The following is a 13,149-nucleotide window of genomic DNA, read 5'->3' on the forward strand; positions in this document are numbered from 1 at the left end:
GCCCATCCCCAGCCCTGCCCGCGATCCGGCCGTCCCTGGTCGAGAGAGGGACCCGTGATCAGCAGCATCGTCATCGCCCACCTGGTGATGGCCCTGTGCGCGCCCATCCTGGCCCGCTCGATCGGTCCCCGCGGCTACCTCGTGATGGCGTTGGCGCCGGCGGTCGGCTTCGGCTGGCTGCTGAGCCTCGCCCCGCTGGTCACCGGCGGCGGCGTCTATACGGAGTCCGGGGTGTGGATCGCCAGACTCGGCGTCGTCGTCGAGTACCGGGTGGCGCTGCTGCAGTGGGTGCTCGCCCTGATCGTCACCGGGGTGGGTGCCCTGGTGCTGCTGTACTGCCGGTGGTACTTCGACTCGGGCGCCAATCCTCGGACGATGGGTGTGCTCACCGCGTTCGCCGCGGCGATGCTCGGCCTGGTCACCGTCGACGACCTGGTGCTGCTCTACGTGTTCTGGGAGCTGACCACGGTCTTCTCCTACCTGCTGATCGGCTACGACCCGACCCGGCGGGCCAACCGGTCCGCGGCGGTGACCGCGCTGATCGTGACCACCACCGGCGGGCTGGCCATGCTGGTCGGCATCGTCACCCTCGGGGTGCAGGCGGGCACCTTCAGCCTGTCCGCGATCCTGGCCACCCCGCCGACCGGCACCCTGGCGACGATCGCGGCCCTGCTGATGCTGGTGGGCGCGTTGAGCAAGTCGGCGCTGGTGCCGTTCCACTTCTGGCTGCCGGGAGCCATGGCCGCGCCGACGCCGATCTCGGCCTACCTGCACGCCGCGGCCATGGTGAAGGCCGGCGTCTACCTGGTCGCGGCGATGGCGCCGGCCTTCGCCGGCGTCCCGGGATGGCGGCCCGCGGTCGCCCTGCTCGGCGCGACGACGATGATCCTCGGCGGCTGGCGGGCGCTGCGGCAGAACGACCTGAAACTGCTGCTGGCCTACGGCACGGTCAGCCAGCTGGGCTTCATGGTGCTGCTCAGCGGTTTCGGCACCCGGGCGTCCGCACTGGCCGGCATGGCGATGCTGATCGGGCACGCGCTGTTCAAGTCGACCCTGTTCCTGATCACCGGCGTGATCGACCATTCCGCAGGCACCCGCGACATCACCAGGCTGACCGGCCTGGCCAGACAGCTGCCCGTGGTGGCGGTCGTCGCGGGCGTCGCGGCGGCGTCCATGGCCGGGCTGCCGCCCACCCTGGGCTTCATCGCCAAGGAGTCCGCGCTCGAGGCGCTCACCTACCTGACCGAGGCCGGCGGCGACGGCACCGGGCTCACCCCGATGCTGGCCGTGCTGCTGCTCGCGGCGGTCGTGCTCGGCTCGGTGCTGACCGTCGCCTACACGCTGCGTTGGTGGTGGGGGGCCTTCTCCGACAAGGCGGACGTCGAGGCGGTGCACCTGCACCGGCCGTCGGTCGGCTTCGTCTCCGCCCCCGTCCTGCTCGGCACGCTGTGCCTGGTCGGCGGCTTCGCGGGTGAACCGCTGACCGCCCTGCTCCAGCCCTATGCGGCCCGGTTCGCCACCGGGCACGAGAGCCACGGCCTCGCCCTGTGGCACGGGTTCACGGTGCCGCTGTGGCTGTCGCTGCTGGCCATCGCCCTGGGCGCGGTGCTGTTCTGGCAGCGCGAGGCCATCGCCAGGGTGCAGGGCACCTTCCCGAAGGTGGTCGGCGCCGACGAGCTGTACACGGCGGCGATGAAGAAGGTCGACTCCGTCGCCGTCGAGGTGACGGCCCGCACCCAACGCGGCTCCCTGGCCAGCTACACCTCGATCGTGCTGGCCGTCGTGGTCGTGCTGGCCGGCGGTTCGCTGCTGTTCACCGTGCACTGGCCCGCCTCGATCCGGCCGTGGGACTACCTGCCGCAGGCACTGATCGGGGCGTTGATGATCGTCGCGGCGGTGCTGGCCGCGACCTCCCGCGGGCGGCTGCGCGCCCTGCTGCTGGTGGGTGCGACCGGTTACGGCACCGCGCTGCTGTTCCTGCTGCACGGCGGCCCCGACCTGGCCCTCACCCAGGTGCTGGTCGAGACGGTGTCGCTGATCGTGTTCGTCATGGTGCTGCGCCGGCTGCCCAAGTACTTCACCAACCGTCCGCTGCGCTCCACCCGGTGGTGGCGGACGGTGCTGGCCGCGATGGTCGGCGCCAGCGTGTCGTTGCTGGCCCTGGTCGCCGCCGGCGCCCGGGTCGCCGAACCGGTCTCCGTGCAGTACTACGAGGCCGCCTATTCGTTCGGCTACGGCAAGAACATCGTCAACGTCACCCTCGTGGACACCCGCGCGTGGGACACCATCGGCGAGATCTCGGTGCTGGTCATCGCGGCCACCGGGGTCGCCAGCTTGATCTTCCTGCGCTCGCGGGTGCAGCGCGTCCGGCCCCGCGAGGGCGACTCGTCCTTCGGTGCCCGGGGCATGTGGCTGCGGGCCAGCGGCGCCCTCGACCCGCGTTCGCGCTCGCTGATCTTCGAGGTCGTGACGCGGATCATGTTCAGCGTGCTGATGCTGGTCTCCCTCTACCTGCTGATCGCCGGGCACAACGCCCCCGGCGGCGGCTTCGCCGGTGGCCTGGTGGCCGGGATCGCGCTGATGATCCGCTATCTCGCGGCCGGACGCCGTGAGCTCGACGAGGCGGCCCCGTTCGACGCCGGACGCCTGCTCGGCCTCGGCCTGGGGGTGTCGGTGCTCAGCGCGGTGGCGCCGGCCCTGCTGGGCGGCAAGATCTTCCAGAGCTACGACCTCACGGTGATCATTCCCGGTTGGGAGTCGCTGGCCACCCCATGGGGGGAGTGGACGCTGTTCGGCGAGATGCACCTGGTCTCCTCGACCGTGTTCGACATCGGCGTATACCTGATCGTGATCGGCGTCGTGCTCGACCTGACTCGCTCGCTGGGCGCGGGCATCGACATCCAGTCCGAGCAGGACCAGGCACCGGTGCCCGAGCCGGAGTCGACCCGGACCAGGCCCGCGCTGGCCTCCGAGGACGACCGGATCACCCGCTACAGCACCCACGGCGGCGGCGCGCCGGGTGGACGGGGGAGCACCCGATGAGCCCGAACGTGACGCTGGCGATCATCGCCGGAGCCCTGGTCGCCTGTGGCGTCTACCTGATCACCGAGCGCTCGCTGAGTCGCATCCTGATGGGCGTGATGGTCGCCGGCAACGGCGTGAACCTGCTCTTCCTGGTCGCCTCGGGCGCCGCCGGCGGGCCGCCCTTGATCGGCGTCACGCCGAAGGAGGAGATGTCGGATCCGCTGCCGCAGGCGATGGTGCTGACCGCGATCGTGATCGCCCTGGCCACCGCGGCGTTCCTGGTGACGATGGCCTACCGGTCGTTCCAGCTCAACGGCCACGACGAGGTCGCCGACGACGTCGAGGACACCCGCATCCGCGAACTGGCCGAGGCCGACGAGGCGTCCGACAGCTTCGAGGAGATCAGGTTCACCGACACCGGCGACGATGTGGTGAGCGAATGAACAACCTCAACAACCTGCTGCCGCTGCCGGTGCTGCTGCCGATGCTCGGCGCCGCCCTCACCCTGTTGCTGGGACGCCGGCCGCGCCTGCAGCGCGCCGTGTCGATCCTCACCCTGGCCGGCGTCTCCGCCGTCGCCGGGGCGCTCATCTGGATCACCGACACGCACGGCGTCCAGGCCCTGTGGGTGGGCGCCTGGGCGCCGCTCGGCATCGTGCTGGTGGCCGATCGGCTGGCGGCGTTGATGCTGACGGTGGCGTCACTGGTCACCCTCGGCGTCCTGATCTACGCCACCGGCCAGGACGAGGAGGAGGTGCACCGCGAAACCCCGGTGTCGATCTTCCACCCCACCTTCCTGCTGCTGTCGTCCGGGGTGTCGGACGCGTTCCTGGCCGGCGACCTGTTCAACCTGTTCGTCGGCTTCGAGATCCTGTTGTTCGCCTCGTACGTGCTGATCACCATGGGCGGGACCGGCGAGCGGATCAGCGCGGGTTCGATCTACGTCGTGATCAACCTGGTCAGCTCGCTGCTGTTCCTGACCGCACTGTCGGTGATCTACGGCGCCACCGGCACGGTCAACATGGCTCAGCTCAACCTGCGCTTCGCCGAGCTGCCGGGCGACGTCACGATCGGCATCCAGTTGCTGTTGCTGGTCGTGTTCGCGATCAAGGCGGCGGTGTTCCCGCTGTCGTTCTGGCTGCCGGACTCGTACCCGACAGCGCCGGCGCCGGTGACGGCGGTGTTCGCGGGCCTGCTCACCAAGGTGGGCGTGTACGCCATCCTGCGCACCCAGACATTGATCTTCTCCAACAGTCCGCTCACCGACCTGCTCGGCTGGACGGCGCTGGCCACCATGGTGATCGGCATCCTGGGCGCCATCGCCCAGTCCGAGATCAAACGTCTGCTGTCGTTCACGCTGGTCAGTCACATCGGCTACATGATGTTCGGGGTTGCGTTGGCGACTCAGGCCAGCCTGGGCGGTGCGATCTTCTACACCGCGCACCACATCACCGTGCAGGCCTCACTGTTCCTGGTGGCGGGGCTGATCGAGCGGGTCGGCGGGTCGACCTCGATGGATCGGTTGGGCGGGCTGGCCGCGACCGCGCCCGTGCTGGGCGTGCTCTTCTTCGTTCCGGCGATGAACCTGGCCGGCATCCCGCCGTTGTCCGGCTTCGTCGGCAAGCTCGGCCTGCTGATGGCGGGCGTCGAGGTCGGGACGCCGGTGGCCTGGGCGCTCGTCTTCGGCAGCGTGCTGACCAGTCTCCTCACCCTGTACGCGGTGGCCAAGGTGTGGGGCCGCGCCTTCTGGGGGACGCCGGTGCTGGGCCCGCTCGCCCCCGACGAGGTGGTCGCGGACGACGACGACGCGCGCGCGGGCAAGCTGCCGGGCGTGATGGTGGGTGCGACCGCCTTCCTGGTGGTGCTGGGATTGGCGCTGACCTTCGCCGCCGGGCCGCTCTACGAGTACGTCGACCGCGCTGCGGGCGCGCTGCTCGGCAACTCCTACATCGAGGCGGTGCTGTCGGGGGTGAACGGATGATGAAACGCTCGTCGAGCCGTCGCCGGCTGCGGTTCCGCCTGCAGTGGCGGGCGATCGCGATGCTCGCCCTGGTCTGGGTGGTGTTATGGGGCAACTACTCGCTGCTCGACCTGCTGGTCGGGATCGCCCTGGCCTGGTTGATCACCGTGACCTTCCCGCTGCCGCCGATCCGCTACCACGGACGGCCCCACCCGATCGGGTTGGTGAAGCTGCTGTTCACCACGCTGCGCGACCTGGCCGTGGCGTCCTACCGGCTGACGATGCAGTCGCTCGGCCGGGAGATCGACTTCTACCCGGCGGTGATCCGGGTCCGGTTGCACACCAACCAGGACTTCTACCAGGTGCAGACGGCCGAGATCATCTCGATCGTGCCCGGCTCGATCGTCATCGACGCGCGGCGCTCGAACCGCGTCCTGTACCTGCACATCGTCGACACCGAAGAGCAGGCGGGCGGGGTCGAACAGGCGCGGGCGCGGGCCCTCGAGGTGGAGCGCCGGGTGCTCGAGGCGATGGGTTCGAAGGCGGAGATCGCCCGGGCCAGGGGAGAGGCGGCGTCATGATCATCACCCAGGTCCTGTTGTGGCTGGCGATCGCGATGGTGCTGGTGGCCGCGTGCCTCGCGCTGTGGCGACTCACCACCGGGCCGTCGTCGCTGGACCGGATCGTCAGCGCCGACGTGCTGGTGTCGGTGGTGCTGGTGGCGATCTGCCTGATGATGGTGATGTTCGCCGACACCAGCGGGCTGTCCATCCTGCTGGTGCTGGCCATGGTCGCCTTCACCGGCGGGGTGAGCGTGGCCCGGATGCTGGCCCCCGGCGCGGCGGATCGCCAGCGCTACCGCCGCGACGACGATGCCGAGGAGCCGCGATGACTCCCGACGACGGCTTCGAACTGATCGGCGCCCTACTGCTGGTCGGCGGCGCCTTCTTCTGCCTGGGCGGGGCCGTCGGGCTGGTGCGCTTCCCCGACATCCTCGCCCGGATGCACGCCGCGACCAAGCCACAGGTGTTCGGCCTGCTGCTGGTGGTGCTCGGGGTGGGGTTCTCCATCCACGACGTGAAGGTGTGGCTGAGCCTGGCGCTGGTGATGGCCATGCAGGTGATCACCGTTCCGGTCGCCGGGCACCTGATCGGCCGGGTGGCGTACCGTTCCGGCGAGTGGGAGCCGGAGGACCTGGTCGTGGACGAACTCGCCGAGGACCTGCGGGACGCCGGGTTCACCCGCAACCAGGAGTTCCGTCCCGAGCGGGGCACCGACCGGCCGAGCAGCCACCGGTTTGAGACTCCGCCCGAACCCTTCGACTACGGACGCCCCGAGCCCGACTGACCCGCTGGGACCGTTGAGAACCGTCCCCAGGTCCAGCGGCGGACTCACTCCCAGGGTTCGGGCAGCACCTCGACGGTGTACTCGGTGGTCGATGCGGTGCCGTCGGGCGCGGCCAACTCGACGCGCCAGGCGTCCGCGAACTGGTCGACGCCGGCCTTCATCGGGATCGTGCCGCTCATCACCACCGTGCCGGGTCGCAGCAGGCCGGCCTCGCCGAGCCGGTCGATCCAGTAGTCGGGGGAGAGCAGCAGGGCCGGTGAACCGTCCTGGATCATCTCTTCCACACCATCGTTGGTGACCCAGCCGCGCAGGGTGAACGTGTCGAAGGAGTCCCGGACGTCACCCCAGCGCCAGGCGAGATCGCCGAGGAAGTCCGGCGCGGACTGCTTCGACCAGGCCACCCCGTGCACCTCGAGCGCCCGGTCGGTGTGGTCGCAGGCCGCCGTCACCAGGTAGTCGTCGGGGCCGGCCGCGCCGTCGGGCACGATCATCGCCCATTCGGCCTCGCCGGAGGTCTGTGCGTGCGCCACCTGCGCCTCGCCGGCCTGGCTCACCAGGGTCGCCGACAGCGGGTACAACGTGGGGATCGTGCTCGGCCCGGGAATGCCGAGTTCGGCCAGTTCGTCGATGTGGTGCTGCACCTGCTCGGTGTCCCGGCCGGCATAGCCGCAGTTCAGCGCGTAACGCACGTCGACCTCGGTGCTGCCGCCGCCGGCCAGGGTGAAGTGAAGGGTCGGCATGTTTCCTCCTGGTGTCGATTCCGGGTGGGGCTTGCGGCCGGCCGGTCCAGCCGACCAGCATGTTGGACACCCTAGCCAGGAGGCACCCCGATGACACAGGCAGGTCCGCACACCGATGCGGAGAAGAAGAACCTGCGCAAGGCCTTCGTCGCCAGCCTGTCCGGCACGGCGCTGGAGTGGTACGACTTCGCACTGTTCGGCGCCGTCACCGGCACGGTTTTCAGCAAGCTGTTCTTCGACGGCTCCGACCCGAGCATGGACACCATCAAGGCCTTCCTCACCTACGGCGCCGGCTACATCGCCCGCCCGATCGGCGGGGTCTTCTTCGGACGCCTCGGCGACCGGATCGGCCGCAAGAAGGTGCTGGTCTGGACGCTGATGCTGATCGGGTTCGCCACCTTCGCGATCGGCCTGCTACCCACCTACGCAACCGCGGGGGTGTGGGCTCCGATCCTGCTGGTGCTGATGCGGTTCCTGCAGGGTGTCGGCGTGGGGGGCGAATGGGGCGGCGCGGTGCTGCTGTCCTCGGAGTTCGCCAGGCCCGGCACCCGGGGGCTGTGGGCGTCCGCGGCGCAGACCGGCGTGCCGCTCGGTAGCTTCCTGGCGAACCTGCTGCTGGTCATCATGACCGCGTCGATGTCGCAGGAGGCCTTCTTGTCGTGGGGCTGGCGGCTGGCCTTCATGCTGTCGCTGGTGCTGGTCGGCTTCGGGTTGTGGATCAGGCACCGGCTCGAGGAGACCCCGGTCTTCCAGAAGATCCTCGAGAAGGGTGAGGCGGCCGAGGCCCCGGTCTCGGAAGTGCTGCGCACCCAGCTCAAGCCGCTGATCGGTGCCATCCTCACCCGCTTCGGTCCCGACGTGCTGTACGCCTTCTTCGCCGTCTACGTCATCACCTGGCTGCAGGCCGGCACCTCGCCGCTGACCAACCAGCAGGCGCTGACCGCGACGATGACGGCCGGCTTCATCCAGGTCTTCACCATGCCGCTCGCCGGCTGGCTGTCGGATCGGGTCGACCGTCGGCTGCTGTACGCCGTGGCGACCGTGCTGGGCGCGATCTGGACCTTCGTGTTCGTCTGGATGCAGTAGGAGCGCAGCTTCGGGCTCGCCGTGTTCGGCGTCGTGGTCGGGCTGTTGACCCACTCGTTCATGTACGCACCGCAGGCCGCCCACATCGCCGAACAGTTCCACGCCCGACTGCGTTACACCGGCAGTTCGCTCGCCTACACCTTCGCCGGCATCTTCGCCGGCGGCCTGGCGCCGACCATGTTCGCGATCTTCTGGGCCAACGGGCAGAACAGCTGGGCGATCGCCGGCTACATCGCCGCGGCCTGCGTCATCACTCTGATCGGTCTCGCCATGGGCAAGGCGGTCGTGGACGACGAGGACGACATCTTCCCGGCTGAGGACGCCCGGGCGGAGCAGGCACGGTGAGCCTGCGGCTGGCTGCCTGCCAGTTCAGCGCCACGCCAGACCCGGCCTCCAATCTAGGGCTGATCCGCGGCCAGGCCGCCGAGGCGGCCGCCCAGGGCGCCACCGTGGTGGTCTGTCCCGAGGCGTCGATGGTGCCGTTCGGCTCCGACCTGGCGGCGGCGGCCGAGCCGTTGGACGGTGCCTTCGCCGACGGCGTCCGGGCGCTGGCGCAGCAACTGGGCGTGCTGCTCGTGGTGGGCATGTTCACCCCCTCGGGCGACGGCCGGGTGTGCAACACGTTGCTGATCGCCGGCCGGGGCGTCGAGACCAGCTACGACAAGATCCACCTGTTCGACGCCTTCGGTTCGCGCGAATCGGACACGGTCGCGCCGGGCTCCGAACTGGTCACCTTCGCCGCCGACGGCGTGACGTTCGGGGTGTCGACCTGTTTCGACCTGCGCTTCGCCGCCCAGTTCACCGAACTCGGACGCCGTGGCGCCGAGGTGCTGCTGGTGCCGGCCTCCTGGGGGGAGGGCCCGGGCAAGGCCGACCAGTGGGACCTGCTGGTCCGCGCGCGGGCCACCGACGCGCAGGCGTGGCTGCTGGCCTGCGACCAGGCCTGGACGCCGCCGGCCGGCAGCGACCCGCTCGGTATCGGCCGCAGCGCCTGCGTCGACCCGCTCGGGGTGGTGCGCGCCGCCCTTTCGGGGGCGCCCGGCGTGCTGGTCTGTGACGTGGATCCGTCGTTGGCCACGGACGTCCGCGGCCGCGTCCCGGTGCTGTAGCGCCCGTCGCCGGCCCCGGCACGACAAGCCGGCGCCGAACGCGTCGGCCCGCCCCGGTCAGTACGGGTAGCCGGTGAGGCGACGGTTGGCCTCGCGGGTGTAGCCCGGGATCAGGAACAGGTCGATCAGGCAGCCGATCATCACGAACAGCAGGCCGATGCCGAGCCAGCCGAGCAGCACCGTGCTCAACAGGTACGCGATTCCCCACCCGCTGCGGCCGAGGTAGAAGTGGTGGGCGCCGAAGAGGCCGAAGAAGAACCACAGAAGATAGGCGACCCCGCTCGACTTCGGGGACACGTACACCGGCTGGTAGGCGACCGGGTACCAGCCGCCCGGTTGGGCCGAGGGCGGGTAGGGCTGCGGCTGTGGGTAGGGCTGGGGCAGGCGTCCCGGAAGGTAGGGCTGCGGCGGGCCGAACCGCTGCGGCTGCGGGGGGTACGGATGAGAGTAGCCGGCCTCCGGCGCGGATCCGGCGTGTTCGGGCAGCCCGGGATAGACGGCGTACGTCGCGGTCGGGTCGGGTGCGGTGGGGACCGACTGCGAGGGTTGGGCGAGCGGCGTCGGCGTCGTCGGGGCCCAGGCGCCGGCGTTGCCCGCCAGCGGTTGCGTCGCTGCGTACGGGTCGCCGCCGGACGCCGCAGCGGCCGGGTATTCGGGACGGGTGGGTGGGTAGAGTTCCGCCTCAGGGCGGCGCCAGGGCTCGTACTCACTCACCCGGCAATGCTAGATCCGGCCACCGACACACACCGAATCCGCCGGGCCGTCTCAGGGTCCCTCCAGGCGGGTGTGGCATAATCACGCACAGGACGAGGCCGCGCAGCGGTCTCACTCGATCCGGCCCAGTCGTGGTGACAGCACGATTGGCGAGTCCGGCCACACCGCGACGGCGACGACCGCGGGGGCCGGCGGGCACGGACCGTCGTCCACAGGCTTTGCCACTCAGGTGGCCACATCATGCGGCGCCCCCACGCCGCCGAAGGAGAGCACATGCTCGACACCGACACACCCGCACCCGGCTCCGGCGACTCCGCCGTCGACGAGACCGCCCAGCCGCCCACACCGCCACGCCGTCGGCGTGCAGCCAGCCGCCCGGCGGGACCGCCGGCCCCGGCACCCGAGCCGGCCGAGGTCGCGCCCGAGGTCACAGAACCCATCGAGGACGAGGCCGCCGCAGAGTCGGAGGCCGTCGAGACGCAGCCGGGCCCCGTCCCGGACGAACCCGCCACCGCACAGCCGGACGAGTCCGACGCGGTGGCCCCCGTCGAGGACGAGGCCGCAGCCGTGGAGCATGAACAAGCCCCGGACGAGCCAGCCGAGGACGAGCAGACGGAGGCCGAACCCGCAGCGACTGTCCGGGACGAGCCGGAGCCTGCGGAGGCCGAGGACCAGCAGCAGGGAAACGACGAGGCGGCGGCCGAACCGGTCGCGCCCGAGCCGCCGGCCAAGCCGGCGCGCCGGCGCCGCGCCACCCGGGCGGCAGCGGCGCCCGAGCCGGTGTCGTCTCCCGCCACCGAGGCGGTCGAGGAAGATGCGCCGGCCAGCGATCAGCCGGCCGCCGAGCAGCCCGGCGACCAGCAACCTGATGCCGACGGCATCGTCGAGGTGACCGCCGGCGCCGCCGAGACGGAACAGCAGCGTCCGCTCAGCCTGGACGAGCTGCCCTCGCTCGACGAACTCGCCCCCCAACAGCCCACCGAGGCACGCGGCCGGCGCCGCCGCCGCAAGTCCGAACCCGAATCGGTGCGGGAAGCGGAGGCCGATGCGGCGTCCGCGCCCGCCGACGACGCGGCGTCCGACCCCGTCGCCGCAAGCCTGGAGAACCTCAGCCGTAGCCGCAGGGGCAAGCGTGCGAAGGTCGACGAGGACGCCGCCGCGGAAGCGCTGGACCAACTCGCCGCCGCGATCGGCGGTCAGGGCGAGGCCGCCGGCCAGGATGCCGACGAGGCGGAGTCGCTCGACGAGGCGTCCGCTCACCCGACGACGGACGGCGACGACGACGACCAGGCCGTCGACACCGACGACAGCGACGACAACGACGACAACGACGATCCCGAGGGTCCCCGGCGCCGTCGGCGCCGGCGCGGTGGTCGCCGCCGCCGTCGCGGCGGTTCGGCCGACGATGCCGAGACCGGCGACGCCGACGACACCACCGACGGTGAGGCGTCCGACGGCGACAACGACGGCGAGGCCGAGCCTGCGGCAGAGGCCGAGGGTGGATCGTCGTCGAGCCGCCGCCGCCGTCGCCGCCGTCGCCGCGGCGAGGACACCACCGGCGCCGAGGACGACCCCAGCGACGTCGTCGTGCGGGTTCGCGAGCCGCGCCGCAGCAAGGCCGGCGACGAGGTCACCGGCATCGAGGGCTCGACCCGGATGGAGGCAAAGCGCCAGCGCCGCCGCGAGGGCCGGGCGGCCGGACGCCGGCGGTCGCCGATCCTGTCCGAGGCCGAGTTCCTGGCCCGCCGGGAATCGGTCGACCGGGCGATGCTGATCCGGCAGGCCGACGACTACACCCAGCTCGCCGTCCTCGAGGACGGCATCCTGGTCGAGCACTACGTCGACCGGGCCTCCGCGACGTCCATGATCGGCAACGTCTACCTGGGCAAGGTGCAGAACGTGCTGCCGTCGATGGAGGCCGCGTTCATCGACATCGGTCGTGGCCGCAACGCCGTCCTGTACGCCGGCGAGGTCGACTGGGATACCTTCGGCGTCACCGGTGGCGACCGCAAGATGGAGAAGGTCTTCAAGTCCGGCCAGAGCGTGCTCGTGCAGGTCACCAAGGACCCGATCGGCGCCAAGGGCGCGCGGCTGACCGGACACGTCTCGGTCCCCGGCCGCTACGTCGTGTACTCGCCGAGCGGCCAGCTTTCCGGCATTTCGCGCAAGCTGCCCGAGCAGGAACGCAACCGGCTCAAGGGCATTCTCGACGGCCTGGTCGGCGACCACGCGTCGGTGATCGTCCGCACCGCCGCCGAGGGGGCGTCCGAGGACGAGCTGGTGCGCGACGTCAACCGGCTCAAGGCGCAGTGGGAGATCATCGAGAAGAAGGTGAAGGCGGGCAAGTCGCCCGAGCAGCTTTACACCGAGCCCGAGCTGACCCTGCGGATCGTCCGCGACCTGTTCACCGAGGATTTCGGCAGGCTGATCGTCGACGGCAACGGCAAGGGTGAGGATGCCTGGGACTCGGTGGAGGCCTACGTCGGACACGTGGCGCCGCACCTGAAGGAACGCCTCGTGCATTGGGACCGGGGCGAGTCCGGTGACCTGTTCGAGGCGCACCGGATCAACGAGCAGATCGCCAAAGCGCTGGAGCGGAAGGTGTTCCTGCCCTCGGGCGGCTCGCTGATCATCGACCGCACCGAGGCGATGACGGTGATCGACGTCAACACCGGCAAGTTCACCGGCACCCAGGGCAACCTCGAGGCGACCGTCACATCGAACAACCTCGAGGCGGCCGAGGAGATCGTCCGCCAGCTGCGGCTGCGCGACATCGGCGGCATCATCGTGATCGACTTCATCGACATGGTGCTGCCCGCCAACCGCGAGCTGCTGCTGCGCCGGCTGGTCGAGTGCCTCGGCCGGGACCGGACGCGGCACCAGGTCGCCGAGGTGACCTCGCTGGGGCTGGTGCAGATGACCCGCAAGCGGATCGGTACCGGGCTCGCCGAGGCCTTCACCGTCACCTGTGAGACCTGCCACGGTCGCGGCTACCACCGCCACGACACACCCGTCGACTCGCAGGCACCGGCCGACGGCGGCGAGCGCGAGCACGGCCGCCGCCGCCGCTGACCCTCGCGCTCGTCCGACTGTGAGCCGCTCGCCCACTGCGCGAGCGGCACATGGTCGGGCGAGTCGCAGATCGGTGGGGGGCGGGTGCCGCGTAGCT

Annotated in this window: 12 protein-coding genes; 10 read left to right on the plus strand and 2 right to left on the minus strand. The window is 70.8% G+C overall.

Annotation, left to right across the window (positions count from 1 at the left end; all coding sequences use genetic code 11):
• The first annotated feature begins 54 nt into the window (after positions 1-54).
• From OIE40_RS09980 to mnhG, 6 genes are read left to right on the plus strand one after another with little or no spacing between them, the layout of a single operon-like run.
• Positions 55-3,042, plus strand: a complete 2,988-nt coding sequence (locus OIE40_RS09980) for a Na+/H+ antiporter subunit A (RefSeq protein ID WP_264702045.1) — start codon at positions 55-57, stop codon at positions 3,040-3,042.
• On the plus strand, positions 3,039-3,467 hold the full coding sequence (locus tag OIE40_RS09985) for a Na(+)/H(+) antiporter subunit C (protein WP_264702046.1): 429 nt from the start codon (positions 3,039-3,041) through the stop codon (positions 3,465-3,467). The genes OIE40_RS09980 and OIE40_RS09985 overlap by 4 nt, the downstream gene beginning before the upstream one ends.
• A complete protein-coding gene (locus OIE40_RS09990) occupies positions 3,464-5,005 on the plus strand; it encodes a Na+/H+ antiporter subunit D (RefSeq protein WP_264702047.1) in 1,542 nt (513 codons plus the stop codon). The genes OIE40_RS09985 and OIE40_RS09990 overlap by 4 nt, the downstream gene beginning before the upstream one ends.
• Positions 5,002-5,565: a Na+/H+ antiporter subunit E gene (locus OIE40_RS09995; protein ID WP_264702048.1), complete on the plus strand. Its 564-nt coding sequence runs from the start codon at positions 5,002-5,004 to the stop codon at positions 5,563-5,565. Before OIE40_RS09990 ends, OIE40_RS09995 begins: the two co-directional genes overlap by 4 nt.
• Complete coding sequence (locus OIE40_RS10000; protein ID WP_264702049.1) at positions 5,562-5,876, plus strand: MrpF/PhaF family protein; 315 nt, start codon at positions 5,562-5,564, stop codon at positions 5,874-5,876. Before OIE40_RS09995 ends, OIE40_RS10000 begins: the two co-directional genes overlap by 4 nt.
• The gene (mnhG, locus tag OIE40_RS10005) at positions 5,873-6,331 is read left to right on the plus strand and encodes a monovalent cation/H(+) antiporter subunit G (RefSeq protein WP_264702050.1); all 459 of its coding nucleotides are present in this window, start codon (positions 5,873-5,875) and stop codon (positions 6,329-6,331) included. The genes OIE40_RS10000 and mnhG overlap by 4 nt, the downstream gene beginning before the upstream one ends.
• 44 nt (positions 6,332-6,375) lie before the next feature.
• Here the strand turns inward: mnhG and OIE40_RS10010 are convergent, their stop codons facing one another.
• On the minus strand, positions 6,376-7,071 hold the full coding sequence (locus OIE40_RS10010) for a DUF2848 domain-containing protein (protein WP_264702051.1): 696 nt from the start codon (positions 7,069-7,071) through the stop codon (positions 6,376-6,378).
• A gap of 90 nt (positions 7,072-7,161) precedes the next feature.
• Here OIE40_RS10010 and OIE40_RS10015 point away from each other — a divergent pair, with 90 nt between their 5' ends.
• From OIE40_RS10015 to OIE40_RS10025, 3 genes are read left to right on the plus strand one after another with little or no spacing between them, the layout of a single operon-like run.
• Positions 7,162-8,157 (plus strand): MFS transporter, encoded by a 996-nt coding sequence (locus tag OIE40_RS10015; protein WP_264702052.1) that lies wholly within the window; start codon positions 7,162-7,164, stop codon positions 8,155-8,157.
• 21 nt (positions 8,158-8,178) lie between these two features.
• A complete protein-coding gene (locus OIE40_RS10020) occupies positions 8,179-8,502 on the plus strand; it encodes an MFS transporter (protein WP_264702053.1) in 324 nt (107 codons plus the stop codon).
• Positions 8,499-9,266: a carbon-nitrogen hydrolase family protein gene (locus OIE40_RS10025; protein ID WP_264702054.1), complete on the plus strand. Its 768-nt coding sequence runs from the start codon at positions 8,499-8,501 to the stop codon at positions 9,264-9,266. The genes OIE40_RS10020 and OIE40_RS10025 overlap by 4 nt, the downstream gene beginning before the upstream one ends.
• A 57-nt stretch (positions 9,267-9,323) precedes the next feature.
• On the opposite strand, the gene OIE40_RS10030 is transcribed toward OIE40_RS10025, so the two are convergent.
• Positions 9,324-9,980, minus strand: a complete 657-nt coding sequence (locus tag OIE40_RS10030) for a TM2 domain-containing protein (protein ID WP_264702055.1) — start codon at positions 9,978-9,980, stop codon at positions 9,324-9,326.
• Positions 9,981-10,253: 273 nt separating this feature from the next.
• On the opposite strand from OIE40_RS10030, the gene OIE40_RS10035 reads away from it, so the two are divergent.
• Entirely contained in the window at positions 10,254-13,052 is a 2,799-nt protein-coding gene (locus OIE40_RS10035) for an Rne/Rng family ribonuclease (RefSeq protein ID WP_264702056.1), read from the plus strand.
• The last annotated feature ends 97 nt before the right edge of the window (positions 13,053-13,149 follow it).

It is taken from the genome of Micropruina sonneratiae, assembly GCF_025972045.1.
GTDB classification, from domain to species: Bacteria; Actinomycetota; Actinomycetes; order Propionibacteriales; family Propionibacteriaceae; genus Micropruina; species Micropruina sonneratiae.

Excerpts from the sequence above, each read along its gene's own strand:
- OIE40_RS09995 (WP_264702048.1), top strand. The coding sequence starts at position 5,002 with ATGATGAAACGCTCGTCGAGCCGTCGCCGGCTGCGGTTCCGCCTGCAG.
- OIE40_RS10035 (WP_264702056.1), top strand. The coding sequence starts at position 10,254 with ATGCTCGACACCGACACACCCGCACCCGGCTCCGGCGACTCCGCCGTC.
- OIE40_RS10015 (WP_264702052.1), top strand. The coding sequence starts at position 7,162 with ATGACACAGGCAGGTCCGCACACCGATGCGGAGAAGAAGAACCTGCGC.
- OIE40_RS09985 (WP_264702046.1), top strand. The coding sequence starts at position 3,039 with ATGAGCCCGAACGTGACGCTGGCGATCATCGCCGGAGCCCTGGTCGCC.
- mnhG (WP_264702050.1), top strand. The coding sequence starts at position 5,873 with ATGACTCCCGACGACGGCTTCGAACTGATCGGCGCCCTACTGCTGGTC.
- OIE40_RS09990 (WP_264702047.1), top strand. The coding sequence starts at position 3,464 with ATGAACAACCTCAACAACCTGCTGCCGCTGCCGGTGCTGCTGCCGATG.
- OIE40_RS10000 (WP_264702049.1), top strand. The coding sequence starts at position 5,562 with ATGATCATCACCCAGGTCCTGTTGTGGCTGGCGATCGCGATGGTGCTG.
- OIE40_RS10010 (WP_264702051.1), bottom strand. The coding sequence starts at position 7,071 with ATGCCGACCCTTCACTTCACCCTGGCCGGCGGCGGCAGCACCGAGGTC.